26 protein-coding genes and 2 pseudogenes are annotated in these 24,932 nt (G+C 54.9%); 15 read left to right on the plus strand and 13 right to left on the minus strand.

Annotated elements, in window-relative coordinates:
• Positions 1–21 precede the first annotated feature (21 nt).
• The 6 genes from ACOQPU_RS15740 to ACOQPU_RS15765 all read right to left on the minus strand — a co-directional run bounded on the left by ACOQPU_RS15740 (position 22) and on the right by ACOQPU_RS15765 (position 7,233).
• Positions 22–687 (minus strand): DM13 domain-containing protein, encoded by a 666-nt coding sequence (locus ACOQPU_RS15740; RefSeq protein WP_420640786.1) that lies wholly within the window; start codon positions 685–687, stop codon positions 22–24.
• Between the two features lie 35 nt (positions 688–722).
• A complete protein-coding gene (locus ACOQPU_RS15745; protein WP_420640787.1) occupies positions 723–2,345 on the minus strand; it encodes a molybdopterin-dependent oxidoreductase in 1,623 nt (540 codons plus the stop codon).
• A 214-nt stretch (positions 2,346–2,559) separates the two neighbouring features.
• Positions 2,560–3,252: a ribose-5-phosphate isomerase RpiA gene (gene rpiA, locus ACOQPU_RS15750; protein WP_420640788.1), complete on the minus strand. Its 693-nt coding sequence runs from the start codon at positions 3,250–3,252 to the stop codon at positions 2,560–2,562.
• A gap of 108 nt (positions 3,253–3,360) precedes the next feature.
• On the minus strand, positions 3,361–4,134 hold the full coding sequence (locus ACOQPU_RS15755) for a cyclic nucleotide-binding domain-containing protein (RefSeq protein ID WP_420640789.1): 774 nt from the start codon (positions 4,132–4,134) through the stop codon (positions 3,361–3,363).
• 91 nt (positions 4,135–4,225) lie between these two features.
• The gene (gnd, locus tag ACOQPU_RS15760) at positions 4,226–5,140 is read right to left on the minus strand and encodes a phosphogluconate dehydrogenase (NAD(+)-dependent, decarboxylating) (protein ID WP_420640790.1); all 915 of its coding nucleotides are present in this window, start codon (positions 5,138–5,140) and stop codon (positions 4,226–4,228) included.
• 92 nt (positions 5,141–5,232) lie between these two features.
• A complete protein-coding gene (locus ACOQPU_RS15765) occupies positions 5,233–7,233 on the minus strand; it encodes an amylo-alpha-1,6-glucosidase (RefSeq protein WP_420640791.1) in 2,001 nt (666 codons plus the stop codon).
• 204 nt (positions 7,234–7,437) lie between these two features.
• On the opposite strand from ACOQPU_RS15765, the gene nth reads away from it, so the two are divergent.
• The 8 genes from nth (at position 7,438) to ACOQPU_RS15805 (ending at position 14,778) form a co-directional block, all read left to right on the plus strand.
• The gene (gene nth, locus ACOQPU_RS15770) at positions 7,438–8,085 is read left to right on the plus strand and encodes an endonuclease III (RefSeq protein ID WP_420640792.1); all 648 of its coding nucleotides are present in this window, start codon (positions 7,438–7,440) and stop codon (positions 8,083–8,085) included.
• 80 nt (positions 8,086–8,165) lie between these two features.
• Positions 8,166–9,281 carry a GNAT family N-acetyltransferase gene (locus ACOQPU_RS15775; protein WP_420640793.1) on the plus strand — a complete coding sequence of 372 codons (1,116 nt, stop codon included), beginning with the start codon at positions 8,166–8,168 and terminating at the stop codon, positions 9,279–9,281.
• A 93-nt stretch (positions 9,282–9,374) separates the two neighbouring features.
• Complete coding sequence (gene ribA, locus ACOQPU_RS15780; RefSeq protein ID WP_420640794.1) at positions 9,375–10,670, plus strand: GTP cyclohydrolase II; 1,296 nt, start codon at positions 9,375–9,377, stop codon at positions 10,668–10,670.
• A gap of 86 nt (positions 10,671–10,756) precedes the next feature.
• On the plus strand, positions 10,757–11,191 hold the full coding sequence (locus ACOQPU_RS15785) for a PaaI family thioesterase (protein WP_420640795.1): 435 nt from the start codon (positions 10,757–10,759) through the stop codon (positions 11,189–11,191).
• Positions 11,155–12,291, plus strand: a complete 1,137-nt coding sequence (locus tag ACOQPU_RS15790) for a zinc-dependent alcohol dehydrogenase (protein WP_420640796.1) — start codon at positions 11,155–11,157, stop codon at positions 12,289–12,291. The genes ACOQPU_RS15785 and ACOQPU_RS15790 overlap by 37 nt, the downstream gene beginning before the upstream one ends.
• Positions 12,292–12,366: 75 nt before the next feature.
• Complete coding sequence (locus tag ACOQPU_RS15795; protein WP_420640797.1) at positions 12,367–12,756, plus strand: 6-pyruvoyl trahydropterin synthase family protein; 390 nt, start codon at positions 12,367–12,369, stop codon at positions 12,754–12,756.
• A gap of 10 nt (positions 12,757–12,766) precedes the next feature.
• The gene (locus tag ACOQPU_RS15800; RefSeq protein ID WP_420640798.1) at positions 12,767–13,870 is read left to right on the plus strand and encodes a glycosyltransferase family 4 protein; all 1,104 of its coding nucleotides are present in this window, start codon (positions 12,767–12,769) and stop codon (positions 13,868–13,870) included.
• On the plus strand, positions 13,867–14,778 hold the full coding sequence (locus ACOQPU_RS15805; RefSeq protein ID WP_420640799.1) for a class I SAM-dependent methyltransferase: 912 nt from the start codon (positions 13,867–13,869) through the stop codon (positions 14,776–14,778). Before ACOQPU_RS15800 ends, ACOQPU_RS15805 begins: the two co-directional genes overlap by 4 nt.
• Positions 14,779–14,799: 21 nt before the next feature.
• Here ACOQPU_RS15805 and ACOQPU_RS15810 read toward each other — a convergent pair whose 3' ends face one another.
• From ACOQPU_RS15810 to ACOQPU_RS15825, 4 genes are all read right to left on the minus strand, one after another.
• Positions 14,800–15,564 carry a rhomboid family intramembrane serine protease gene (locus ACOQPU_RS15810; protein WP_420640800.1) on the minus strand — a complete coding sequence of 255 codons (765 nt, stop codon included), beginning with the start codon at positions 15,562–15,564 and terminating at the stop codon, positions 14,800–14,802.
• 50 nt (positions 15,565–15,614) lie between these two features.
• Positions 15,615–15,962, minus strand: a complete 348-nt coding sequence (locus tag ACOQPU_RS15815; RefSeq protein WP_420640801.1) for a hypothetical protein — start codon at positions 15,960–15,962, stop codon at positions 15,615–15,617.
• Positions 15,963–16,027: 65 nt separating this feature from the next.
• Positions 16,028–16,996, minus strand: a complete 969-nt coding sequence (locus ACOQPU_RS15820) for a lysylphosphatidylglycerol synthase transmembrane domain-containing protein (RefSeq protein ID WP_420640802.1) — start codon at positions 16,994–16,996, stop codon at positions 16,028–16,030.
• A gap of 90 nt (positions 16,997–17,086) precedes the next feature.
• Positions 17,087–18,262, minus strand: coding sequence for a CDP-alcohol phosphatidyltransferase family protein (locus ACOQPU_RS15825; protein WP_420640803.1), 1,176 nt, complete (start codon positions 18,260–18,262; stop codon positions 17,087–17,089).
• 198 nt (positions 18,263–18,460) lie between these two features.
• Here ACOQPU_RS15825 and ACOQPU_RS15830 point away from each other — a divergent pair, with 198 nt between their 5' ends.
• The 5 genes and pseudogenes from ACOQPU_RS15830 (at position 18,461) to ACOQPU_RS15850 (ending at position 21,139) form a co-directional block, all read left to right on the plus strand.
• Positions 18,461–18,976, plus strand: coding sequence for a hypothetical protein (locus ACOQPU_RS15830; protein ID WP_420640804.1), 516 nt, complete (start codon positions 18,461–18,463; stop codon positions 18,974–18,976).
• Between the two features lie 94 nt (positions 18,977–19,070).
• Positions 19,071–19,865, plus strand: coding sequence for an electron transfer flavoprotein subunit beta/FixA family protein (locus ACOQPU_RS15835; protein WP_420640805.1), 795 nt, complete (start codon positions 19,071–19,073; stop codon positions 19,863–19,865).
• Positions 19,862–20,386, plus strand: a pseudogene (locus tag ACOQPU_RS15840) (electron transfer flavoprotein subunit alpha/FixB family protein); the annotation flags it as partial. The gene ACOQPU_RS15835 and the pseudogene ACOQPU_RS15840, both read left to right, overlap by 4 nt.
• A gap of 69 nt (positions 20,387–20,455) precedes the next feature.
• Positions 20,456–20,833 (plus strand): annotated as a pseudogene (locus ACOQPU_RS15845) (electron transfer flavoprotein subunit alpha/FixB family protein); the annotation flags it as partial.
• Positions 20,834–20,884: 51 nt separating this feature from the next.
• Complete coding sequence (locus ACOQPU_RS15850) at positions 20,885–21,139, plus strand: hypothetical protein (protein ID WP_420640806.1); 255 nt, start codon at positions 20,885–20,887, stop codon at positions 21,137–21,139.
• A gap of 61 nt (positions 21,140–21,200) precedes the next feature.
• Here ACOQPU_RS15850 and ACOQPU_RS15855 read toward each other — a convergent pair whose 3' ends face one another.
• Positions 21,201–21,830 (minus strand): hypothetical protein, encoded by a 630-nt coding sequence (locus tag ACOQPU_RS15855; RefSeq protein ID WP_420640807.1) that lies wholly within the window; start codon positions 21,828–21,830, stop codon positions 21,201–21,203.
• A 244-nt stretch (positions 21,831–22,074) separates the two neighbouring features.
• Here ACOQPU_RS15855 and ACOQPU_RS15860 point away from each other — a divergent pair, with 244 nt between their 5' ends.
• Positions 22,075–23,541: a PP2C family protein-serine/threonine phosphatase gene (locus tag ACOQPU_RS15860; protein ID WP_420640808.1), complete on the plus strand. Its 1,467-nt coding sequence runs from the start codon at positions 22,075–22,077 to the stop codon at positions 23,539–23,541.
• Between the two features lie 5 nt (positions 23,542–23,546).
• Here the strand turns inward: ACOQPU_RS15860 and ACOQPU_RS15865 are convergent, their stop codons facing one another.
• Positions 23,547–23,759, minus strand: coding sequence for a type II toxin-antitoxin system HicA family toxin (locus ACOQPU_RS15865; RefSeq protein ID WP_420640809.1), 213 nt, complete (start codon positions 23,757–23,759; stop codon positions 23,547–23,549).
• Entirely contained in the window at positions 23,759–24,004 is a 246-nt protein-coding gene (locus ACOQPU_RS15870) for a type II toxin-antitoxin system HicB family antitoxin (RefSeq protein WP_420640810.1), read from the minus strand. The genes ACOQPU_RS15865 and ACOQPU_RS15870 overlap by 1 nt, the downstream gene beginning before the upstream one ends.
• Positions 24,005–24,057: 53 nt before the next feature.
• Here ACOQPU_RS15870 and ACOQPU_RS15875 point away from each other — a divergent pair, with 53 nt between their 5' ends.
• A complete protein-coding gene (locus ACOQPU_RS15875) occupies positions 24,058–24,927 on the plus strand; it encodes an EamA family transporter (protein ID WP_420640811.1) in 870 nt (289 codons plus the stop codon).
• Positions 24,928–24,932 lie beyond the last annotated feature (5 nt).

Below are 24,932 nucleotides of genomic sequence, written 5' to 3' on the forward strand. Positions count from 1 at the left end.
TGATGACGTTTTGTTGTGAGGCTAGCCACTCAAGCTGGCGGCGGAAAACAGGACGTGGAACGGCATACAGTAAATAACCACGCTTTGGTATTCACTCAAATCTAAATCGGCGGGCAGTTCGTAGTTTTGGTTGCCCACGTTGCCTTTTAATTGACCCAAATCGAGGTAATCTTCACCAATGCCACTGCCAAGCGGGTCGGTGCTTTTGCTGAGGATGACGTGCAGGTCCGGGCCGTTGGTGACGCGGAAATCTTCAAGACGCAGCACGCGCTGCTCCCCTTGTTGGAAGATAACGGCCGTTCCCTCACCCTCATGAAAAGCATCTGCACCCAAAAAGGTACCAGAGGCTGCGACTGTCCACTCAGCGGCAGGCATGGCGTCGTCCATTTCCTTGTCGGCCATGACGGCAGCGGCCGCTTCCATCACCTGATCTTCTACCATTGCCCGATCTTCATCAGACAGTTGCTCAATGGTCGCTTCATCGGGTACAGCCGACATAAACTCATCTTCAAGAGCCGCCATCTCTGCCGTATCCATGTTGGCCAGCGTCGTGGCGTCTGGAATCTCAAAGGGAAAGGCTTCATCAACGCTGTTGGTAATAAAAAGTGGAGAAGCTAAGTACCAACTAGCTGCCAAAACAACGGCCGCCATCAAAACACCTATCAAAAGTTTGCTATTCTTACTCATAATTTTTCACTCAATTTAGCGATTGACTCGCTTATTTACACGGTTTGCTCAAAGCTATGAATGCCCGTGGAACCATCGGGGCGATTTGGATTACTTTCCTCTATTTGCGAGGTGCCGTCTGCCTCGGTGCAGCGCACCTCAAACAGATGGTCACCCTCGGTGAAGGCCCAATCGTACCGCCAAATGACCCAGGTCGTTTCCGAAAGCGGGGTGCGTAGCTGGGCAGGTTGCCAGTCGCCGCCGTCTACGCGCACTTCTACGCCACCAATGCCGCGTGCGCCTGAGTAGGCAATGCCGCCTATGGGAATAACCTGCTGGCCATCAACCGCGCCTACGCTGTCTACCGCCACCGTGTCGATGACGGAGGTGGTTCTGACGATGGCTTCTTTGCTCCAGTTGCGCTCTACCCAGTAGCCCGGTTGGTATTCATCTGTCACTTCGACGCCCACAATCCATTTGGGTTGCTTCATGCCGTACCGGTCGGGAATCCAGATGCGGAGCGGAAAGCCGTGGTCTTTGGGTAGCAGCTTATCATCCCAGGCATAGCAGAACATGATGCGCCGATCGTTGCGAATCAACTCCAAATCAACCGTTTCATAAAAACCATCGCCGGAAGTGATGTAGAGATATTTGGCTTCTGGCTGCACGCCGACGGCTTCCAGCACGTCCTGGGCACTGACGCCCGTCCATTTGGTGGTGCTGATGAGTCCGGTTCCCACGCGCCCAGAAATGCAGGTGAGGGTCACGAACTGGTCAAACGATTCAAACTCGTCGCGGAACTGCTGCAGGGTAAAGATACGCGGGTTATCCACTAGCCCGGTGATGGGCAGATCCCAATCATCCTCTTCGATGATAGTGGGTTCGGTTTGCAAGAAAACTTGGTAATGTTCGGAAACAGGGGTGTATTCTAGCCGGGTGCCGGGGGCGGGGATGATTGGGTCGTTGGCGTTGGGGAAGATGATGTCGCCGGAGCCGATGCTGGCACCGCCAGCGGAGATGCGGGCGCGTTCGGCGCGGGCCAGCGTGGCCCCAATGCCCGTGCCAGCGACGGTAAGAACGGCCGTACTTGCCCCCAACTGTATTAAAAAGCGACGCCGATCGAGCGCCTGCACATCATTGGCAGGCGCAGCGGACGGGGCGGATTCGGGGTCTGAGGTGGCGGTGGGGAAGAGACGGCCGTAGGCAACGCCCAGCAGCCAGCCCCACAGCAAAAAGCTGCCAAACAACCATAGCCCGTTCACCAAAGGAGGCACATCCAGTTGCGCCACCGACTGACTGATGGTCAGCAGCGGCAGCCCCACAATCGCGCCCACAATCAGCCCGGCCAGGCGGGAGCGGCGCAGCTTCAGCAGATGCCAAATGCCAAAGATGATTGCGCCCAAGACCAACGTCATGCCCACAAATTGCAGCACGGCGGAAGCGCGTTCGGCCGTTTTAGCTAAATCGACCACGCTCAAGCCCAATGCCAGCATCGTGTCGATCATCATATCAATACCAAAGGTGATAAGATCGCCGGGCAGGACGCGGGTCATCCAGTTGAAAAAGTCAAAGGGAAGAAAAGCCGTGCCGACAAGCTGCGACACCAAATAGTGAACGGCCGTTAACGCCACCGTCAACAACAAGCCAACCAAAGCACCGAAAGAAAGTTTTCTAAGCATAATTTCTCCTGAGACGGAAAGAATTTACAATCTGTTCAAATATTGGCCACAGAGGTCACAGAGGTTTTTGAGGTGAAGGCTCTTTCTGTACAAGCCTGTGGCTTTTTTGGATAGATTCATAGTGAGAAGTGACATTTTATTCACTTACCCAGTTAGACGATTTTACTTTAGCGAAAACTGCTTACAGAATTATTACAGAGGCGTTGTGGGTTGGTTACTCGCGGCCAAGATGCTCGATGCCGTCCGGCGTGGCCAAGATAGCATCGGTGGCCATGTTGAGGAAGAGGCCGTGCTCCACCACGCCAGGTTGCTTCAAGATGGCTTCTGCCATTTGTTGGGGGTTGGTGAGGGGGGGAAGATGACAATCCAGGATGATGTTGTTTTCATCGGTACGAAACGGCCGTTTCCCATCCAGCCGCTTCACGACAAGTGCCCCCAACGATGCCAAATAATCAGCTACAGGCCGCTCGGCAAAGGAAATCACCTCCACCGGCACAGGGGCTTTGCTGGCCAACTGGGTCACGCGCTTGGTATGGTCGGCCACAATAACAAACCGTTTGGAAGCGGCCGCTACAATTTTTTCGCGCAGCAATGCCCCACCCAAGCCCTTGATCACATCCAAATTCGACGCGACTTCATCAGCCCCGTCAATCGTTATGTCAATTTCTGGGTGGCTGTCAAATGTAACCAACGGAATTTGCAGCGACTCTGCTTCGCGGGCGGTTACCTCAGAGGTGGGGATGGCAACAATGTTTTGCAGCTCACCACTTTTCAACAATCGTCCAATGGCGCGCACGGCGTGTACGGCCGTACTGCCCGTCCCCAAACCAATCACCATGCCCGACTGAACAAGCTCGACCGCTTTTTCGGCCGCTTGCCGCTTCAGTTCTGTGATGTTTACTATCATGAACGCCTCAAGAGTATGCAAGTATGCAGGTTTGCAAGCGGTTGGTGATTGGTCACTGAATACTGATTACTACCCACCGATTACCGTTTACAGCCCACCGATTACGGTCTATTGGTCATCCGGTAACGACAGCATCCCCGTATCTTTGCGGCGGCGGGCGGCCGTTTCGGCAATGTCGTCCTGGCTACGGGGGGAGTGAACCATCCAGCGGCGGAAGGTTTGGCGATCGAAGGAAACCACTTTTACGCGGGTAACGGCCGTTACCGTGGCAATCCGTTCACTTCCTTCCAACAGGCCAATCTCACCAAAATAGTCGCCAGCCGTCAGGTAAGCCACCTGATGCTGCTTGCCATGTTCATCCTCATGGGTCACCGAGACAAACCCTTCGATAATGATGTAAAAGCGGTCTGGCTGCTCACCCTGCCAGACAATTACCGTTTCTGCCTCGTACTGTTCGGCGGATTCAACGGTCGTTTGTACAAAATCATTCGGCATTGAAGGCATGTTTGGCGGCGGAGCTGGCTCTAGTGGGCCGGTATCGCGGGTGCGTTCTGCCGCCAGTGCCTTGATTTCCTGGGCAATCAGCGATGAGCCATCAATCCAGGTTTTGAAGGTCGGATAATCCATTGTCATCACGTCAACGGCCGTTTCTGCCCGCACCGTCGCCATTCGCCGACTTTGTCGCAGCAGCCCCACCTCGCCAAAAAAGTCGCCCGGCCCCAAATAGTTCAGCACCGCATCCAGGCCATCTGGCGGTTGCAGCAGCACCGCCACGCGCCCCCGCGTAATGATGTAAAACTTATCGGGCACATCCCCCTGCCGAATAATGTCTGCGCCTGCGGGAAACTGCTCAGGCCCAAATTTTGGTTTATTCTCAAACATCGAATCTGCCTGTTAAACTTTTGGCCACAGAGAGCACAGAGGGTTAAGAGATTTATTTTCTCTTTTTCCTCTGTGCTCTCTGTGGCAATATTTAATCTTCTGCTTTCACGACGGCATGGCCGCCAAACTGATTGCGCATCGCTGCCAGCATCTTGGCCCCAAAACTTTCTTCCTGGCGACTGACAAAGCGGGCAAACAGCGAATGAGTAATGATGGGTGCCGGAATATCCAGATCGATCGCTTCCTGTACCGTCCAGCGACCTTCACCGCTGTCGGGCACGTACCCTTTAATATCGCTCAAGTTGGCATCTTCTGACAATGCAATTGCCGTTAAATCCAGCAGCCAAGAGCGCACCACGCTGCCAAAACGCCAAATTTCAGAAATTTGATGCAAATCGAGGCCAAAATCCTCCTTGGCCTTCATAATTTCAAACCCTTCGGCATACGCTTGCATCAAGCCATACTCAATGCCGTTGTGTACCATCTTCACAAAATGGCCAGCCCCGCTGGGGCCAACGTGCCCCCAGCCCTTGTCTGTGCCCGGTGCCAGGGTCTTGAGTGCGGGTGTAAGGGTGGCAACGGCCGTTTCTGACCCGCCAACCATCATGCTGTATCCTTCTTTTAAGCCCCACACGCCGCCGCTGGTGCCGACGTCTATAAAGTCAATCCCCTTTTCAGCCAACTCATTGCCTCGACGCATGGTCTCTTTATAGTTACTGTTGCCACCGTCTACTACCAAATCGCCTTCACTTAGCAGCGTACCCAGCTCACTGATAACGCTTTCGGTCGGCTTTCCTGCGGGAACCATCACCCACGCCACACGCGGAGCCGTTAGCTTGCCTACGGCTTCAGCCAGTGAATACGTTGGGATGAGTCCCACTTCATCTGCAAGGCTGTCGGTAACGGCCGAATGCAAGTTGTAGCCCACCACATCATGACCATCACCAATCAGCCGACGAGCCATATTCCCGCCCATCTTGCCTAAACCAATCATTGCTAATTTCATAATCGTACCTCCACTCGGACAGATGCTCTCAGAAGCCAAAACATTACAAGGCACACTTTTTGCATGAGCGTCAACGTCCAAAACCTATGAAATCAGCTCGTTTCTTGCCAGGTGCGCAACAGTTCAGCCACGCTCCACGCCTGAGCCGGGCAACCGCGTGGGGTGAATGGTGCATCACCATCAAAAATTTCACTGAGGCTGCCAATGGCGTGGGCTCTTATTTGGTGGATAAGCAGGGAAGTCAAATAAGAACGGGCATCCTCCTTGTCGCTGTAGATACGCAAATGGGCACTTACGAACGCCCCAATGAGCCATCCCCATGCCGTCCCCTGATGGTAAGCCCCATCCCGCTTTTGGCGGTCGCCGCCGTAATGGCCAATGTAGGCCGTGTCATCAGAGGAGAGGCTGCGCAAGCCGTGAGCAGTTACCAAATGACGGCCGCACGCGTCCAGTGCAGAACGCTGCTGCTCTGGCGTTAGCGGGCTGTGCGGTAAGGAGATGGCAAAGAGCTGGTTAGGTCGCAAGCTGCCGTCAAGGCCATCCGCATCCGGCCCGTCAATGACATCGTAGCAATATCCCATCTCTTCGTTCCAGAAGCGGCTAAAGCCTTGCTTCACTTGTTTGATCATGGCATCGTATTCGTTGGCATCTTCGCCCAAAAGCCTGGCAAAACCAGCCATAGTGCAGAGGGCGTTGTACCAAAGGGCGTTAATTTCTACTGGCTTGCCGATGCGCGAAGTCACAACCCAACTGTCCACCTTGGCATCCATCCAGGTGAGCTGAACGCCCTCTTCGCCAGCAAACAGCAGGCCATCTTCTTCATCCATATGGATGTTGTAGCGGGTGCCCCGCTTATGCCACATGATGATCTCTTGCAGCACCGGGAACAGCTCTTGCACCAGGCCATCGTCCTCGGTGGCTGCATGGTAAGCGCGAATTGCTTCAAAGTACCAAAGCGTAGCGTCTACCGTATTGTATTCGGGATGTTGGCCTTCGTCTGGGAAGCGGTTGGGCAACATCCCCTGGTCTACGAATTGGGCATACGTGCGTAAAATTGAGGCGGCGACTTCTGGCCGTCCCGTTGTCAGGGTCAAGCCGGGTAAGGCAATCATCGTGTCGCGCCCCCAGTCGCTAAACCAGGGATAGCCAGCAATAATGGACCGACCGTTTTCATCTCGCGCAGTCGGCCGTTTCACCACAAACTGGTCGGCTGCCAACACCAACTGGTCAAGCTCTGGCGGTAGTTTAACTGGATGCACTCTGCGAGCGCGAACCAGCAGCTTATCTTCATATGCCTGTCGTTCAGCATATGCCGCATCCCCATCCAGGTTGGCATCTGGGTCGGTACTAGCTACCAGCGTTAACGATTCACCGGGGCGCAGCACCTTGCGCAGCTGCGCCGCGTAGATGTGGTCTTCCTGTACATCGTTTTGTCCACGATATTCTTCGATGCTCAGGTAAAAATCTTCATACCAATCAAACTGTGGCGTCATCCGCATTTTTTGGCTTAAAAGGTAGAACGGTGTGGCGGCTTCATGAATTTTCAGGCAGAGACCATTTTTAACTTCGTCAATTTCCGGTTCCCAATCATTCACAATGGTGGTGCTGTGATAGTCACGGTAGTTGACAAACGCTTTGGCTTCCATGGTAAGCGGCCCGGTGGCTCGGACGAGTTTGTATTGAATGTAGGTTGTGTTTGCCCCTGACTGCATCCAAATGCGTTTTTCTAGCAGAGCATTGCCAAAGGCGTAAGTCCAAACAGGTGTTGTGCCTTCCAAGTGAAAGCGGTTGATCGTCTGGTGACCATTCCCATCAACCACGCCGTTGGCCCAGCGGTTGACATAAAGCGGGTAGAAACGGCCGCTTCTGGGGTAAATCCCTTCATACTCCACCGTCTCATCCAGCTTGGCCAGCAGCAGCGTCCGGCCCAGCGGTGGCTCCAAAGCTGCCATCAGCAGGCCATGATAACGGCGCGTCAGCGTCCCCGCTACGGTGCCAGAGGCATAGCCACCAATGCCATTTGTTACCAGCCATTCTCTTGATTCGGCCGTTGCCAAATCGCCACACAGTTCGCGTCCAAAGTCAATTAGCACACAGATGCTCCTATCGCATGTAAAAGTGTGTAAGTGCTCAAGTGCTAAGGTAAAAAGTTGAGAACCTGAACACGTAAACACCAGAACACAAAAAAAATCTCCTCGCCAATTATACACTTGCACGCCGAATCTGATAACGCTAGAGTTACACAGTGAAATGAAGCCCTCCTTTGGCAGATTGACCAGCATTGAGCAGAAACATATATGACTTACAAAAAACCATCTCCAGATTATGTGCAAACTGTTTTGCAGCGGCTGCAAGAAACGCACCCAGATGCCCACTGTGAGCTAAACTACCAGACGCCCCTACAACTTCTGGTTGCCACGATTCTCTCAGCCCAATGTACAGACGTGCGTGTGAACCAGGTGACACCCACGCTCTTTGCCAAATATCCAGATGTCACGACTCTGGCAGCGGCCAATCGCACAGAATTGGAAGAAATAATTCGCCCAACAGGGTTTTTTCGGCAAAAGGCGGATTTTATTCAATCTACGGCCGTTGCCCTTATACAAAATTACGGCAGCGAAGTCCCAGACAAAATGAACGAACTGACACAGCTAAAGGGGGTGGCCCGCAAAACGGCCAACGTGGTACTGGGTGAAATTTACGGCAAGGCAGAGGGCGTCACCGTAGATACCCACGTTAAGCGAATTGCTCACAAGTTGGGCCTTACCAGCAGCAACAAAGACCCGGTAAAAGTAGAGCGTGAACTAATGGCCATCATCCCCCATGAACATTGGATCGACATTTCGCACCTGCTCATCTTCCACGGCCGTCGCATTTGCATTGCCCGCCGCCCAGACTGCCCAAATTGTCCACTCAACGACATTTGCCCCTCGGCAGAACTTTAAATATTTTGCCACAGAGGGCACAGAGAGTTTTGAGAATAGACCATGCTCTTATTCCTCTATGCTCTCTGTGGCTAAAAAACATGAGCGATTATTTTAACTACCAGTTGCATACGGCCGTTTCTTACTGGGATCGCCGCACCTTTCTTCGTTATAGTCGGCAACTCTATGAAAGAGATCATCGCTGGACGCCACCCGATAGCCGCCAAATTCGCATCCTGCTCAATCCCGCTAAGCAGCCGCATCTGGCGCGGCTGCAACCCGTGTTTCATTACTTTGATGGCTTACGCCGCAAGCAGCAGCAGTCACTGACCGCCACGCCTGCCCTCGCCAGCTTCGAGACGCCGCTGGTAGCCAACATGCTGCTGCACGATCCGCGCCGCGACGATCGCACTGCTTACCTGGCGCACCTGCACTGCGCCAACAGCAAAGCAGCTTTTTTAGCCTACCAAGATAGCATTATTGAAGACCTGGTTAACCGGGGTATCCGGCGGCTGTTTGGCCCCGTGAGCTTGCTGCCACACCTCGGCAGCGGTGCGCTCACCAGCCATTGGCAGCTCCCACCGCCACAGCACACGCCCTACAATCCACCCTATTTGCCTGAAGTTCTAGCACGACGAATGCAGCCAATCGCCGAAACCATTCTGTACACCTTTGACATTCCCCCGAACTCAGCAAGCGTGCCAGCTTCCCCCGTCAAGCTGCGTCCGCTAGACTCCGCCCAGCTTGGTGGCAACTTGCTGCCGCTGCTAGCTGCGCTTTGCCAAAACCCGGTGGGGTTCTCCCCGCCAGACGCTTTGGAGGCCCAATTTTGGCAACAGTGGCTGGGGCCGCAGCTACACGGCTGGGTTGCCTGGATCGAGGAACAGCCGGTTGGTTTGGTGCTGCTCCTGCCCGATTTGGCAGCGCGGCTGCGCCGGTATCGCGGTGGTCGTGGGCTGTGGTGGTTGGGCTTAACGGCCGTTCGCCATCGTCCCGTACCCACAGGCAGAGTTTTGCTGGGGGGTGTGCTGCCAGCGTGGCGCGGTCAGGGCATTGGGCGGCAGCTGTGGCGGCAAACCATCCAGTCGGCACAGGCAGCTGGTTGGCAAAAGCTAACCATTGGGCCAGTATGGAAGGAGGGAACGGCCGTACCCTTTCTGCATCATCACCGGGCCATTCCCCAGCAAACATACCAGCTTTATGAACGTACCATTTAGACCTTAGACCAACGATCCATTCCTGCCAGAGTTGCGTATAATTTAGTTTAGCAACTGGCCTGTGAAGAAAAGGTGTGTTGGAGTGTGTACAAAATGAAAAACCTTGCCGTCGAGCGCAAAACGTCTGCGCGAATTCCCACCGAAGTGGGCGAATACCAACTTTGCTACTATCAAAATAATCAAGATCAAAAAGAGCATCTTGCCCTCGTTTTAGGGGACATTGCAGGGCAGCAACCAACCCTGGTGCGCATCCATTCCGAATGTTTTACCGGTGATGTACTTGGCTCATTGCGCTGCGACTGCGGCCCGCAGCTAAACCAGGCGATGGCACAGATTGCCCAAGCGGGGGCGGGCATCATCATCTATTTGCGGCAGGAAGGGCGGGGCATTGGCCTGCTAGACAAGTTGCATGCTTACAATTTGCAAGATGAAGGGTACGACACGGTTGAAGCCAATTTGATGCTGGGCCACCAGGCAGATGCCCGTGATTACACCATCGCCGCCCGCATTTTGGACGATCTGGGCATATCGTCGGTGCGGCTGCTCACCAACAATCCCAGCAAGATAGAAAGTTTGGAGCAGCTAGGCATTTCTGTGGCCGAGCGGGTGCCAATGCCCGCTGCGCTCAACGTGGAAAATGCTGCCTACCTGGCCACCAAGGTGGAACGGATGCGCCATTTGCTGAATTTGAACGGCCGTTCCCCCTACACACCGCCGCCCAAACCGATGCCAAACGGCCGTCCCTTTGTCACCCTTAGCTATGCCCAAAGCGTGGATGGCTCGATTACGCGACAGCGCGGCCAGCCAATGCCGCTGAGCGGGCAAGAATCGCTCACGCTCACCCACCAGCTGCGCGCCAGCCACGATGCCATCCTGGTGGGCATTGGCACGGTACTGGCCGACGACCCCCGCCTAACGGTGCGCCTCGCCGCTGGCTCCGCTCCACAACCCGTCATCGTAGATAGCCAACTGCGGCTGCCGCTCACGGCCAAGCTGCTTACCCAGCATCCGCACAAACCAATCGTAGCAACGACGGAAACGGCCGCTTCTGCCAAAGAACATGCTTTGCTGGATTTGGGGGCAACGGTTGTGCGCTTGCCCGCTACTGCCAGCGGCCAAGTCAGTTTGCCCGCACTGCTGGCACATTTGCCCCAATTCAACATTCGTCGCCTCATGGTAGAGGGGGGCGCAGGCATCATCACTAGCTTTTTAGCAGCCCAGTTGGTAGATCGCATGGTGATCACTGTCGCCCCGCTGCTGGTAGGGGGATTGAACGCCGTGGGCAACCTGAACGGCCACGGCCTGCCCCGGCTGCAAAATCCGCAAACGCGCTGGCTGGGCAAAGATATGATCCTCTCCGGCGACGTAAGCTGGCCAGAAAAACAGTAGCCACGGATTTCGCGGATTGACACAGATTCTATTCTTTAATCCTAAAAATCCGTGCAATCCGCGGCTCAAAAATGAAGGAAGGGTGGATGACCCGATTTGATGTGCAGAACCCAGAGTACGAACAGACGGTACGGGCGAGCTTTGCCAAGCAGGGATTCATGGCATTTTTGGGGGCGCAGCTAACGGCCGTTTCCCCCGGAGAAATAATTATCGAATTACCTGTCTCAGCTAACCTGTCCCAACAACACGGTTTTGTACACGCCGGGGCGACAACGGCCGTAGTCGATTCAGCCTGCGGCTATGCCGCCCTCACCCTGCAACCGCCCGGCAGTGAGGTCGTCACCGTGGAGTTTAAGCTGAATCTGCTGGCACCCGCACTCGGCGTGAAGATGATCGCCGTCGGACGGGTAGTGCGTCCTGGCCGTACGCTCACCGTCTGCCAGGGCGAACTGTTTGGCGAAGACAAAACCGGCGCACGCAAACGATGCGCCATCATGACCGCGACAATGATCAGGCGGTAGGGGCAGACCCCCGTGTCTGCCCACAATATTTGCCCCGAAGCGGGCGCACACGGGGTTACGCCCCTACAAACCAATTTATGCAACGACAAGCCCTCTTTTTTACCGCTCCGTACCAGCTAGAACTTCGCGAGGAGCCGCTGTCGCCGCTGCCGGACGACAGTCTGCTGGTACAAACGGTGCTCTCTGCTATCAGCCCCGGTACGGAGATGTTGCTGTATCGCGGCCAAATGCCAGCAGAGCTAATGGCCGATGCCACCATTACTGCGTTGGGCGAGGGCGGCTATCCGCAAAAATATGGCTATGCCGCCGTGGGGCGCGTAGTTGAAATTGGCAACTCTGTAGAAAAATCGTGGCGGGATCGGCTCATTTTCGCTTTCCAGCCCCACCAAACCCACTTCATCGCCCAGCCAGATGAGGTGCTGCCCTTGCCGGGCGGAATACTGCCAGAAACGGCCGTTTTCCTGCCCAACATGGAAACGGCCGTCTCCTTCGTCATGGACGCGCAGCCGGGGATCGGTGAGCAGGTGGCCGTGTTTGGTCAGGGCATTGTGGGGCTGCTCACTACCAGCCTGCTGGCCCAACTGCCGCTCGCCTGCCTGCTCACGCTGGATGGCTACCCGCTGCGCCGCGACTGGTCGCGCAAGCTGGGTGCCACCGCCAGCCTGGACCCGTCAGCCCCCGATTTGGCGAATCAAATGCAGATGGCCTTGCCCCACGCCAGCCACCACCCCGGCCTCGATTTGGCTTTTGAACTGTCGGGCAACCCAGCGGCTTTGGATGTGGCGATTGAGGCGATGGGGTTTAACGGCCGTATTCTCATCGGTTCCTGGTATGGCAGCAAGCGAGCCAACCTGAACCTGGGGGGTAAGTTTCACCGCAGCCAGATTCAGCTCATCAGCAGCCAGGTAAGTCATCTAGCACCGCGCTGGCAGGGGCGATGGAGCAAGGCGCGGCGGCTGGCCGTCGCTTGGCAGATGCTACAAAAAATTCAGCCCCAGCGGCTAATCACCCATCGTTTTCCGCTAACCCAAGCTGCCCAGGCGTATGAATTGATTGATCGGCGGCCGGAAACGGCCGTGCAGGTCATTTTTACATTTTAGTGGCTGGTTGTTAGCGGCTAGTTGCAAGTGCAAGCCAGTAGCCACCAGCCACTAGCTACTAAAACTGGAGAATCTATGTACACTGTTGCCGTTAAACGTGATTTTGTGGCCCAGCATTTCCTCATCGGAGGAGATTGGGGAGCAGAAAATGAGTGGCATTCCCATCATTATGTTGTTGAGCTTCAGCTATCTGGCCCTACGCTAGACCAGCATGGCTATCTTGTGGATATTGTAGACATCGAGGCCAATTTGGAAGCATTGGTGGCGTACTACAAAGACAAAACGCTCAACGATCTGCCCGAATTTGCCGGGCTGAACCCCAGCATTGAGCATTTTGCCCGCATTTTGGCCACCCAACTTGCCGAGCGCATTCAGGCAGACACGCTCAGTCACCTCACGGTGAAGGTGTGGGAAAATGAGATTGCGTGGGCGGCTTTTCGGTTATCCGTGAACAGTAATCCGTAAGCGGTTTACCATGAAAATTGGGCTGATCATCTACGGCCGTCTCGACACAATCTCCGGCGGCTACCTGTACGATCGCAAGCTGGTTGAGCATTTAGAGGCGGCCGGGGACGAGGTGGCCATCATCTCACTGCCCTGGGAGGGATACGGCAGTTCCCTCCTCCACAACTTCTGGTTTGCCCTGGCAGAGCAGCTGCGCCTGGCCGACTTTGATCTGCTGCTGCAAGATGAACTCAACCATCCCTCCCTCTTCTGGCTCAACCAGCGGCTGCGTCAGCAAGTCAGCTACCCAATTGTAAGCATCGTTCATCATTTGCGGTGCAGCGAACTGCGCCCAAGCTGGCAAAATTGGCTGTATCGACAGGTGGAACGTCGCTATCTGGCCTCGGTGGATGGCTTTGTGTTCAACAGCCAAACAACGCGCCAAGTTGTGCAGTCGCTGCTGGGCAATTTACCGCCGAATGTGGTGGCTTCGCCCGCTGGCGACCGCTTCCAACCCACCATCACGCCGCAGCAAATTGAGGAACGCGCCCAGCAGCCGGGTCCGCTGCGCCTGCTGTTTGTGGGCAACCTGATTCCGCGCAAGGGACTGCATGTTTTGCTGGAAGCGGTGGCAGGATTACCAAAATCGGATTGGACGCTGAATGTTGTGGGAGATACGGCCGTATCCCCTTACACCACCCGCCAAATTCAGCAGCAAATCATCCAGCATGGTCTGGCAAAGAACGTCGCTCTCCACGGTGCCCTTGATGGGGCAGCGTTGGCAGCCAAAATGGCGTACAGTCATGTGCTGGCTGTGCCTTCCAGCTATGAAGGGTTTGGCATTGTCTACCTCGAAGGCATGGGCTTTGGCCTGCCCGCCATCGCCGGGCGCGGCGGCGCGGCCCACGAAATCATCACCGACGGCGTGGATGGCTTTCTTGCAGATGATGTGGCGACGTTGCACCAGCAGATTCACGCCCTGCACCACAACCGCGCCCAACTTAGCCAAATGGGCCTTGCCGCCCAAAAGCGATTCGCTGCGCACCCCACCTGGCAACAATCCATGTCCCGCATCCGCAACTTCCTCCACTTCACCATTAAAAATTCACAATCCACCATTCACAATTCATCATGATTTACGACTTTCCCCGCTACCTCGCTGCCAAAAAAACGGTTGATGACCGCGCCCTGAACGCCCACGTCTGGCAAACGCTGCGGCAACATTTGCCACCCCAGCCCGCCATCCTGGAAATTGGTGCAGGTATTGGCACAATGGTTGAACGACTAATTGAACAACGGTTCATCACATCGGCAAGCTACACCGCCATCGACAACCAAGCAGAGAATATTGCCACTGCCCGGCAGCGGCTAACCCATTTGCCCTCAGGTATCCACCTCACGCTGGAAGCGATTGATCTGTTTGCATTTATTGAACGGGAGCAGGGGCAACGGCCGTACGACTTGCTTATCGCCCATGCCTTTTTAGATTTAATGGACATCCCCGCTACGCTGCCGCTACTATTTTCGCGGCTCAAGCCGGGCGGCTTGTTTTACTTCAGCATCAACTTCGATGGCGTGACAACCCTGGAACCCACCATTGACCCAATTTTGGACGCCCAGATTGAGCAGCTATACCACCAAACAATGGACGAGCGGCTGACGGGTGGACGGCCGTCTGGCGACAGCCGCAGCGGAAGACATCTGTTTACGCATTTGCGGCAGGCGGGTGCCCACATACTAGCCGCTGGCGGCTCCGACTGGGTGGTGTTTGCCAAGCCGGATATTCATCCGGCAGGCTACCCGGCGGACGAGAAATATTTCTTGCAATTCATTGTGGAGACGATGCACCGCGCCTTGGCAGAGCATCCTGCGTTGGACAATGCTCAATTCGAGGATTGGATACGCCAGCGGCAGGCGCAAATTGAAGCGGGGGAGCTGGTTTACATTGCCCACCAGCTTGATTTTGTGGGGCGCTGGCCTGGGAAAGATTTCAAAAGTCTTCAAGGCAACTCGTTTATCATCAGAGAGAAACAAGACTTTTGAAATCTACATTGCGTACATGAGTTAGTAAGCAAGCTCAAACAAGGGGCCAAATGGTGAGATAAGATAAGCAGCAAAGATGCCGCTGAGGAAGCCCCACACATGCCCTACTACAGAAATCTGAGCCCCGCCCCCGCCCGGAACGGCTCCGCGACTTATCAAGGCACGGTAGGCCATTTTACCGGAGACAATCAGCAAGATAAAGGCAACGGCCGTTTTCCAGCCGCCTGCAAAAATACCGTGCGTCACGTCGAAGCTAAAAAGACCTAACACTAGCCCACTGGCGCCAATGTGTGGTGTAAGCCGCCGCCCAAAAATCCAGACGCCGACACTTTGCACCACTACCATAAAAATAAACAAAGGGAGCAACAGGTCTAGCCTGGGGAGCAGTAAAACGGTAACGGCCGTAAAGCCAAGCAGAGGGCGCGTATTGCCAACGAGATGATCCATATTGCCATGCAAAAAGTTAGAAAAGAACATGCGGAAGAGGCTCAATGGCCCACGGGCAACAAACCCAAGTTGCCTGCTCAATGCTTCTCGTAAAAAGTACCGATCCAGAAAGCGAAGCACCCAGGTGAATAAAAACAGGCCCCCCACCAATTTTACGGCCGTTTCAAACCGTCCCAACAGCGCAACTGCTTCAGCAGAGCCTTGTACAACTGCTTGGGTTTGGGGATGGCGCACGATCCATAAGCCCCCCATCATCAACCAGTATCCAACGACAATAATGGTGGCAAAGAGAATGAATCCCCAAATGGTTCTGATACTATTCCGCAGCCAACGAAACATGAAACAAGCCTCAATTGCTCAATTGTTGGAAGAATGCCTGAAAAATCTGGTTACTTGTCTTGCCAGAGCAGGATCATGAGTGCTAGCTCAATTAATTTGTCCACAATGCCGATTGGCCCCCAGATATTTGGCCAGTTGAAGACAAAGTAGAGAATGAAGGTAACGGCCGTAAACGCCAACAGCCCCCAGCGCACTAACGACCGTTGCGAGGCCAGTTGAGGCAAAAAGTAAAGCCCGGCGATAAGTACCAAATAGCCTAGCCCGTTGAGTAAAAACAAAACCAAGAACATCATATCGTCGCTATTGAGTAATGCTAAAATGATGTGAATAACGGCCGTTGTCACCGCCAGCCCTACAATTCCCTTTTGCCGACTTGCTAAATTTGAAAACGTGTCCATATGTTTACCTCCAGCTCAAGGTTTGATGTTTACTTGCTCATACAACCCCCAAACGGGTGGCCAGGTTACGGCCGTTCCCACGCTACCCTCAGCCGCTGCCCCAACCACCACAAGCCCAGCAGCCCCAGCAGCACATCCCGCAGGCGAATGAGTAAGCTCAACCCCAGTCCAACTGCCGGGTTAAACCCCATGAGCCCCAACGCCCACACCTGGCTGGCTTCCAGCGACCCCAGCCCGCCCGGCAGCGGCAGCAGGTAAGCGACGCGCATCGCCGTTAGCAAAGCAATGAGCTGCATTAGCGACAGCGACACGCCTAAAAAAGAAGCCATCGCATAAAATTCAATAATCATCAGCACCCAGGTCAGCGCAGAAATGCCGATTGCGCCCAGCAGCGCACCGGGATTTTGCTGGCAAAGGAGGTGCATTTGGGCTTCGCTGGTGGCAACGGCCGTTTCCCATCGGCCCAATTTCACAGTTCGCAGCAGCCGGGTGATGGGCTGGCCCCCGCGCCAGATGCGCCACAAATAAAGCAGTGGCGGTAAGAGAAGCAACATGGCCCAGACGGCCGTTTGCCCGCCAACTGCCGTTCCCAGCAATCCTGTCTGCATTACCAGGAACACGCCAAACGCCAGAAAGCCAAAGTTCAGCAGCAGTTCCACCGTTTTGTCTAGCGAAACGGCCGCAATCGCTCCGGAGCGCGGTACCCCATGCTGCCGCTCTACCAGCAGCACCTGCACCGGCTCCCCACCAAAGTGCGGCCCTGGCGTAAAGTAGCTCACGCCAAACGCCGCCAGACGGTGCCCCAACAGCGAGCCAAAAGGCAGCCTGTACCCTAGCCCATGAAGCAGCAGCCACCAACGGCCGTTCAGCCCCAGCAGCACCAGCCCATTCAGCACAACCAACAGCCCAATCTGCCAGCCACGCAGCCCTGCCAAAACGCGCCACACCTCAGCCAGCGGCACCTGCCGCACCACCAGCCACAGCACAAGAAACGCCACGCCCCAAATAAATGCCTTGCCAAATCGTTTCTTCATTCCAAACCCGTTAGCAGTTATCGGTAAACGGTGACCGTTCACGGATTACCGAACGCTGATTACTGGTCACCCCTTCACCTTGTCACCGTCTCACCCCTCCCCCGCCCGTCGCAATAAAAACCGCTCCTCCGGCTTCCAGCGAGAGAGTGGCCCCGTACCCAGCAGCATCAGGCAAACGGCCGTTACCAGACCAAGCCCATTGGCCCAATCCAACCCCCGCGTCACCATGTCGAAACCCAGCGGAAACACCAGCCAGAACGCCGCCAAACGCCCCATCGCGCCTAGCAAAACCAACGCGCCACCCAGCAGCAACAATATCATGGCTACGACGGCCAAAAAAGCGGGCAGGGGCAATCCCCAGCTTGTAAATAAATCCACCCAGGTGGGTGGCGGCCACGCCTGTCGCAGTGCCAAAAAGATGGCAGAGACGCAGCTCGCCAACGCCAGACGAAGCAGAGGCGGCAACCAGTAGGTAGTCATCTGGTAAAGCCACTGCTGCACTTGCCGGTAACGGGCATTGTGCGGATCCAATTGGCCAGTTACCAGGAGCCAGTCGCGCAAAAAGCCAAGAGCCGTGGGGATGGCAAACGTCGTGCCAGCAATGGTGGCAAATTCAGGGGGCATAATCGGCCACAGCACCGCGCTCATGAAGCCCATCTGGAAGCCGGCAAAGACGCGGCGATGCACGCTGGGAGCCAGATCGTAGCTGGGCAAGCCGCGCCGCGCTCGCAGCCACAATCCAAACACAAACAAGTATCGCGCCAATCCCAAAACCAGATACCACCACGGCAGCTGCCCATACCAAACCGCCAGCAGGCTCACGATGAGCATGCCCAGGCCATCGTACTCCATGTCCAGTCTCTCGCCTAAGGCGGTGGCGTGGTTAGTGATGCGGGCCAGGTAGCCATCCAAATAGTCGGCGATGTCGGCGGCAGTGTAGAGCAGCATGGGCAGCCAGGCTAGCCAGCCTTCAGGCCAGGGGCTGAACAAAAAGCCCGCCACCATGCTGATGGCCAACCCGCGCAGCAGCGTCAGCCGATTCCCCCAGCCAAACGTGGTGAGCACGACCGTTTCCCCAGCACGTTTATTCTCCGCTAAATACCGACCCAGAACCCACAAACAGTATAGGAGCGGGGGCAGGGTGAGCCACAACCAGCGATTGGCAAATTCAGGTTGCCATACCTGCCGCAGCCAAATATACGAGAGAGCAACGGCCGTTCCCCAACCGATAACTGTCCCGAACCATCTTCGTTTTAATCTTTCCAATTGCGCTAATCCTTATTTCTGTGCTATTCTATAACGCAGTGCGGCACAACCGTGGTTTGTACCTGCTATTTTACGAAATCACACCTGCAAAATGTCACTTTATAAACCTGTCTGCCACCGTTATAATCTGCTGAGTTAAAGGCACGGTGCCTGCGTTCAGCTTGCACCAGGCAAAATTGGTGGCAAAATAAATTTCCCATGAGCAGACGAATCAAAATTAAGGTTCGCCCCCAACAAACGATACCGTTTCCTGGCATTTGCGTCCATTGCAGCCAACCCGCCCCGGAAACAATGACGCTGCGCCAGCGATACGGCCGTATCACCCGCCTGATCGATGTGCCGCTGTGCGGCCGTTGCGCGGCTGAGCTTAACCGTCGCTCTGCTGATGAAGAGCGGCTGCAAAAGATTAGCTGGCTGGTAAGCACTGTTCTGCTTCTGCTTGGTTTGGCCATTGCCTTGCTGCTCACCCCCGCCACACTCTCGTTTGGGTTAAGGCTGCTCATTGCTTTACTGGTGAGTGGCGGATTGGTAGCAGCGGTTCTATGGGGCTTTCGCAAACCGATTGCCAACGCGGCCCTGCCCGAAAAACAGGCAATTCGCCAGGCGGTGGCCATCGAAGCGTTTAGCTGGCGCGCCACCACCTTTGCCTTTGAAAACGATCTCTTTGCCGACCGCTTCACTGAGCTAAACGCGCCACGCCTGATGGAGATTTGAGATTAGAGATTAGAGGTTTTTTTAATCTCCAATCTCTAATCCCCTTTTGAAAAATAAAATTATTTGTGAACAATCACCAATTGGAGGTTTTTGCATGAAAGTTGTAGTAAGCATCAAACAAACGCCCAGCACAACGGCCGTTCTCGTCGTAGATGGCGGCGGCAATGTTAGCTGGGATGATCCGGGTGGCAAGCCCAACGTTCTCAACCCGTGGGATGAGTACACCGTAGAAGAAGGCGTCCGCCTCAAAGAAAATCACGGCGCCACCGACGTCATCGCCCTCACCGTAGGCAGCGAAGAAAGCCAAGATGCCCTCAAAACCTGTCTGGCAATGGGCTGCACCGAGGCAATTCTGGTCACCGACCCGGCTCTGCAAGGGCTAGACAGCTTAGGCACAGCCCGCACTCTGGCCGCCGCCATCCAAAAAGCTGGGGATGTGCAGGTTGCCATATTCGGCCGTCAAGCCATCGACGGTGACACCGGGCAAACCCCCGTGCAGGTTGCCCGTAAGCTGGGCTGGACGCCACTCACCTTTGTCTCTGCCATCAAAGAGATTAGCGACGGCAAAATTACGGTTGAGCGGCTGCTGGACGACGGTAAAGAGACCGTCACCGCCAGCTTGCCCGTGGTTATCACCACCGTGAAAGAGATCAACGAACCACGCTACCCCTCCCTCATGGGCATCCGCAAAGCCAACCGGGCCAATATCCCCACCTGGTCGGCGGCCGATTTGGGGCTGGCTGATGGTGCTGGCACCAGCAATGTGGATTGGTCTAACGTTTATGCCATCCCCCCGCGTGAGGGCAGCGTAGAAATGATTGAAGCAGATTCGGTTGAAGAACAAGCCAAAATCCTGGCCGACAAACTGTTTGAGGAGAAGGTAATATGAGCGGCGTATGGGTATTTTTAGAAAATAAAGATGGCAAGATTGTTACCGGCTCCCGCGAGGCAGTGAGTGCTGCCCGCACCGTAGCCGACGGGCTAGGACAAGAACTAACTGGTTTGGTCTTTGGTGAAAACGTCTCTGGCGTGGCTGATGCCGCCTTCGATTTGGGCGTTGATGCCGTTTTGGGTGCTGACGATGCTACCTTGGGCCACTTCCGCGTTGAGGCAGTAGGGCCAATCGTTACAAAGTTAGCGCAAGAACATAGTCCCAGCGTCATTATGGCGAGTGCCACCAGCCGGGGCCGTGATTTGGCTGCCTGGGTTGCTGCCGATTTGGAAGTCGGCTTGGTATCTGACGGCGTGAACCTGGCTGTAGATGGCGGTAACGTCAAAGTCACTCGCCCTGTGTACGCAGGCAAGCTAATGAGCAACGTATTTGCCACCAGCAGCACGCAGGTTATCACGCTGCGCAGCCGCGCCTTCCCGCAGGCAGAGTCTACGGGCAAAAGTGGGTCTGCCACCTGGGTAGATGCGGCCGTTGCCGAAGATGACATCCCCACCAAGGTTGTCGGCTTTGAAGGCAAGGAAGGCACCGTGAGCTTGACCGACGCCAGCATCATCGTTTCTGGTGGGCGCGGCGTGGGTGGCCCGGAAGGGTTCGAGCCAGTGCAAGCGTTGGCAGACACGCTGGGTGCAGCCATGGGTGCTTCTCGTGCGGCCGTTGACGCTGGTTGGATTCCGTATGAGCATCAGGTTGGGCAGACGGGTAAGGTGGTTAGCCCCGATCTGTACATCGCGTCCGGCATCAGCGGTGCCATCCAGCACCAGGCCGGTATGCGCACCTCCAAGATCATCGTCGCCATCAACAAAGATGCCGACGCGCCCATCTTCAAGCTGGCGCAGTACGGCATCGTGGGCGACCTGTTTAAGGTGCTGCCCGCGCTGACGGCGGAGTTTAAGAAGAGACTTTAGACGGTAAAGGGTTATCCGTAAACGGTAATCAGTAGAGCTGGCAGGTTAGCGATGAGCAATCGCGGAATCTGCCAGCTTTTTTTGTGCGAAACGGCCGTTTTCCCTCCTAGTAGCTCTGCTGTGGCCGGTGTCCTCACCGTGCCACTTTCTGCATCTGCCATTATTCTGGAATGCAAAACGGCTGTGTCCTCTATTCCTTGCCATTGGTTGTTGGGGACGGCCGTTTGCCACCCAACTTATGCTAAAATTCGAGGGCAAGCGTGCGAAGTAGGCGGCGCGGCGGGACGCCGTGCCGCAGCCGGGTGAGGTTTCTCGCTTGCCGAAGACCGCGCCGGAGCAGCGCATAGAATTTTGACGTTTCTTTAAGCTACGCGGGGTCAGGAGCCGAAACGTCAGTTTCTATCACATCCACACCAGTTTCAACATTATTCACGAACTGAAATTCTTTAGCCACCGCTGAGAATTCTTCTTCCCAACGCATACGACGAATCTGCCTTTTAATACCTTTTCGGATGTTGCTCGCTGTAAAAACAACACCAATCATTGCAAAACCCCAAAATATTATGTGTCGAAAAAGTTCGTCTGGATAAAAGATTGAATAAAGAAAAACGGATGCACTTAGGCTAGAAAGTGCGAAGAGACCATATGTAGACTTGAGGTTTGACAGCCAATGATATTTTCTCGGTGAGCGACGATTAATTGCTTCTTGCACATTTTCCCATTGAAGCCCATCAATTTGAGGCTCCAATATCTGATGAATATAAGCACCGATTCTGTGCATGCTGTCAAACCATCTTAATTCATCCGACCAGCCAGCATTAACCAAAATAAGAGCCAATATACATAACTCTGGTAGCTCGACCAGTGCTGATGCGGCGACCAAAGCGGATATTGTTGCCCAAACCAAAGACATTCTTGAACTACGCCTGTCCCACAGAATATTGATCTCCTGACGTAAGGCTTGATATTCTACTAATGCAGCTTCTTGGGATATCACTTAATTTACCCTCCTAATTGATGTTTCTTTTGAAACGGCCGTGTTTCACAGAGCGACTTTATGATACACACTACATCTTGTTTTTGCACTCGAATTATTGATCTAACCTCCTGCCGCGCTACGTTTTGCCGGGTTCTCCTTCACTAAGCGTTCGCAGAACGCAGTCACTCCCTCACCCCCTCTCAAAAACGGCCGTTGCCCTTCCCAAAATCTGCTTTATCATTCTAATGTGGTAGAAAAATGGTTGACCCGAGGAAGTAAAAGGCTGGTTTTGCTGTTTGGCGTGTTATTGTTGCCAACGGCCGTTGCTCTCATCTGGTTTGTGGTGGGCAGCAGCGAGCGCACGGTGGGCTGGTGGTTTTTGCTTGGGTCGGCACTGCTGGGCGGGCTAGGCACTCTGCTGCTGATCCGCTTGCTGCATCGGCGGACGCTACACAGCCAGCAACAAGTTTCTGAGCGAAAGCAGCTAGAAAGGCTGGCAGTAGAGCTACTGCGCGAACCACTGGAAAACGGCGACCTTCCTGCGTTGCTGAAACGCCATGTCCCCCAATTGTTCTCCAATGGCTGGGTAGAAATTCGGCTATTGCCAGATTCTGTATTGTTCGCCCAGGGCGAGGGGTGGATTCCGCTGGGTAATGAGCGATGGGTTGAGCTGTTAACTGATTTGGAGCGGGCGGTTGTGGTGCCCGGTTTGCCAGAGGCAGCGGCGTTGGGCTTTGGCAGCGCGGCACTCGTCGTGCCCATTCAGGGGGCGGATGCAGACAACATTGGGGGGATTTATCTGCTACGGCCGTCTGGTTTAGACGTGCGCGATTGGGCGGCGAACGGCCGTTCCCTGGCGGCACAAATCGGAGCAAATTTGCAGCAGGTGGCCCATCTAGACGCGGCCTTGGCAACCCAGGCAGAAGCGTATGAGAAGGAAATTTACGAGCAGGCGTACCAGGCGGAAGTGCAGGCCATGATGGCGGAATACGACAAGGTGTCGCAGGAGCTGGCCATTGCCAAAAAGGTGCAGGCCACGTTTTTGCCCCCCAAGGTGCCAGAGATAGCGGGTTGGCAATTGGCCGTGACGCTGGAACCAGCGCGGGAAATGTCTGGGGATTTTTACGATTTTATTGAGTTGCCAAACGGCCGTATCGGCCTCGTCATTGCGGATGTGGCAGACAAAGGGATGGGGTCTGCGCTGTACATGGCGCTCAGCCGCACGCTCATCCGCACCTTTGCACCCGATTTTGACACCGAGCCAGAGCAAGCGTTGTGCGCCGCCAATCGGCGCGTGCTCATGGACAGCACGAGCGACCTGTTTGTGACCGTTTTTTACGCCATTTTGGACCCAGCCAGCGGCTTGTTAACTTATTGCAACGCCGGACACAATCCCCCCTATTTGTATTCTGGCAACGGCGGCGGAATGCGGCAGCTCACTCGCACGGCCATTCCGGTTGGCATTTTGGAAGAGACGGTTTGGGAAAAGGGCACTATCCAGATGGAGCCAGGCGATTTGCTACTGATGTACACCGATGGCGTGACGGAAGCGGAGGATGAAGAAGAAGCGTTCTTTGGCGAGGCGCGGCTGCAGGCGGTGACAGAGGCGAATTTGGAGCGGTCGGTGGATATTATTGAGAGCAAGGTGGTAACGGCCGTTCTCGATTTCGTCGGAGACGCTCCCCAGTTTGACGACATCACCCTCATGCTGTTGGCACGGGAGCTGTAGCCACTCTAAACGATTTTTCCAAACTCTTGGCGGCTAATTCCCAACTCTCGGATGATGGCTCTTACTGTACCTGGTGCTAAATCTTTTCCACCCCAATCCGGTACCGAGGCAATTTGATTTGTCTCCAGGTTTATCCAAATCCGATGACTCCCTTTCCCCTGTCGTAATTCTCGACAGCCCAATTTTTTCAGTCGCTTAGCAACTTCACGGTAACGCATTAGGCCGAAACGAGGAGGTCAACAGTTTGCGGTCGATCTTTCAAGGCTGGACGTAAAACAGGGGGCAAGTTCATACCTAATTCCTGCCATGCTTCTCTTAAACTTGCCAATGCCTCTTGTACATTAACCTGAATTTCTTCGGGCGTTGTGCCTTCTGTAACCAGTCCAGGAATATCTGGGCTAGTTATAGTGAAAACACCGGACTCGTTTGGCTCTAAATAAAGACGAATTGAATAAATCGACATACTTTTGCTCCTCACATTTTGTGCCTTTTGCAATTCGGATTATAACATACTGCATGAATTTATTTTTAAACAATCCAGAACTGCTAGCCGTCGCGTACGGCTTGGCGTCTGCGGCCGTTTGGGGAGCGGGTGATTTTAGCGGCGGCTTTGCAGCCAAGCGAGGCAATGTGTATGCCGTTGTGCTGCTGTCGCAGGTGACGGGACTGGTGTGTCTGCTGACGCTGGCTCTGCTGCTGGAAGGGCCACTGCCTTCGGCACGTAACATGCTGTTTGGCGCGTTGGCTGGCCTGGCTGGCGTGATTGGTATTTTGTCATTGTACGCAGGGCTGGCACGGGGGCGGATGGGGGTGGTGGCCCCCACAACGGCCGTTCTCTCTGCATCAATTCCCGTGGTGGTGGGAATTGTTACAGAGGGGATTCCGCCGGGTTTGGTGCTGGTAGGCTTTGGTTTGGCGGTAACGGCCGTTTGGCTCCTTTCTGGTGGCGGCAAAGCCGATGGCATTCGCCGGGACGAACTTGGTTTGGCATTGCTAGCCGGGTTGGGCTTCTCCCTCTTCTTCGTTTTTATTGATCAGCTCAGTGCTGGCATTGTTTTTTGGCCATTGACGGCAGCGCGAGCTGCCTCCGTGCCGCTGCTGCTCATATTTCTACTGAGTCGGCAGTGGCAAGCGGCCCAATGGCAATTGCCCAACCGGGCCGTGCTGCCCATCGTCGCCCTCTCTGGCATTTTAGATAGTGGCGGCAACTACTTTTTTGCCCTGGCTACACAGTCAGGGAGGCTGGACATTGCGGCCGTTTTGTCTTCACTTTATCCAGCCTCCACCGTTTTGCTAGCTCGCCTCATCCTCAAAGAAAGGCTGGGGCCGCGCCAATGGCTTGGCGTGGGCATTGCGCTCGTTGCTCTGGTTTTGATTGCGATATAATTCTC

Source organism: Candidatus Leptofilum sp. (genome assembly GCF_965223285.1).
Taxonomy (GTDB): Bacteria; Chloroflexota; Anaerolineae; order Promineifilales; family Promineifilaceae; genus Leptofilum.

What these genes read in the sequence shown, in the direction of transcription:
- gnd (WP_420640790.1), bottom strand. Translation starts at nt 5,140, where the DNA reads ATGAAATTAGCAATGATTGGTTTAGGCAAGATGGGCGGGAATATGGCT.
- ACOQPU_RS15805 (WP_420640799.1), top strand. Translation starts at nt 13,867, where the DNA reads ATGATTTACGACTTTCCCCGCTACCTCGCTGCCAAAAAAACGGTTGAT.
- ACOQPU_RS15745 (WP_420640787.1), bottom strand. Translation starts at nt 2,345, where the DNA reads ATGCTTAGAAAACTTTCTTTCGGTGCTTTGGTTGGCTTGTTGTTGACG.
- ACOQPU_RS15795 (WP_420640797.1), top strand. Translation starts at nt 12,367, where the DNA reads ATGTACACTGTTGCCGTTAAACGTGATTTTGTGGCCCAGCATTTCCTC.
- ACOQPU_RS15775 (WP_420640793.1), top strand. Translation starts at nt 8,166, where the DNA reads ATGAGCGATTATTTTAACTACCAGTTGCATACGGCCGTTTCTTACTGG.
- ACOQPU_RS15850 (WP_420640806.1), top strand. Translation starts at nt 20,885, where the DNA reads ATGAGCAATCGCGGAATCTGCCAGCTTTTTTTGTGCGAAACGGCCGTT.
- ACOQPU_RS15740 (WP_420640786.1), bottom strand. Translation starts at nt 687, where the DNA reads ATGAGTAAGAATAGCAAACTTTTGATAGGTGTTTTGATGGCGGCCGTT.
- ACOQPU_RS15800 (WP_420640798.1), top strand. Translation starts at nt 12,767, where the DNA reads ATGAAAATTGGGCTGATCATCTACGGCCGTCTCGACACAATCTCCGGC.
- ACOQPU_RS15755 (WP_420640789.1), bottom strand. Translation starts at nt 4,134, where the DNA reads ATGTTTGAGAATAAACCAAAATTTGGGCCTGAGCAGTTTCCCGCAGGC.
- ACOQPU_RS15875 (WP_420640811.1), top strand. Translation starts at nt 24,058, where the DNA reads ATGAATTTATTTTTAAACAATCCAGAACTGCTAGCCGTCGCGTACGGC.
- ACOQPU_RS15870 (WP_420640810.1), bottom strand. Translation starts at nt 24,004, where the DNA reads ATGTCGATTTATTCAATTCGTCTTTATTTAGAGCCAAACGAGTCCGGT.
- ACOQPU_RS15865 (WP_420640809.1), bottom strand. Translation starts at nt 23,759, where the DNA reads ATGCGTTACCGTGAAGTTGCTAAGCGACTGAAAAAATTGGGCTGTCGA.
- ACOQPU_RS15830 (WP_420640804.1), top strand. Translation starts at nt 18,461, where the DNA reads ATGAGCAGACGAATCAAAATTAAGGTTCGCCCCCAACAAACGATACCG.
- rpiA (WP_420640788.1), bottom strand. Translation starts at nt 3,252, where the DNA reads ATGATAGTAAACATCACAGAACTGAAGCGGCAAGCGGCCGAAAAAGCG.
- ACOQPU_RS15820 (WP_420640802.1), bottom strand. Translation starts at nt 16,996, where the DNA reads ATGAAGAAACGATTTGGCAAGGCATTTATTTGGGGCGTGGCGTTTCTT.
- ACOQPU_RS15835 (WP_420640805.1), top strand. Translation starts at nt 19,071, where the DNA reads ATGAAAGTTGTAGTAAGCATCAAACAAACGCCCAGCACAACGGCCGTT.
- ribA (WP_420640794.1), top strand. Translation starts at nt 9,375, where the DNA reads ATGAAAAACCTTGCCGTCGAGCGCAAAACGTCTGCGCGAATTCCCACC.
- ACOQPU_RS15785 (WP_420640795.1), top strand. Translation starts at nt 10,757, where the DNA reads ATGACCCGATTTGATGTGCAGAACCCAGAGTACGAACAGACGGTACGG.
- nth (WP_420640792.1), top strand. Translation starts at nt 7,438, where the DNA reads ATGACTTACAAAAAACCATCTCCAGATTATGTGCAAACTGTTTTGCAG.
- ACOQPU_RS15810 (WP_420640800.1), bottom strand. Translation starts at nt 15,564, where the DNA reads ATGTTTCGTTGGCTGCGGAATAGTATCAGAACCATTTGGGGATTCATT.
- ACOQPU_RS15790 (WP_420640796.1), top strand. Translation starts at nt 11,155, where the DNA reads ATGCGCCATCATGACCGCGACAATGATCAGGCGGTAGGGGCAGACCCC.
- ACOQPU_RS15815 (WP_420640801.1), bottom strand. Translation starts at nt 15,962, where the DNA reads ATGGACACGTTTTCAAATTTAGCAAGTCGGCAAAAGGGAATTGTAGGG.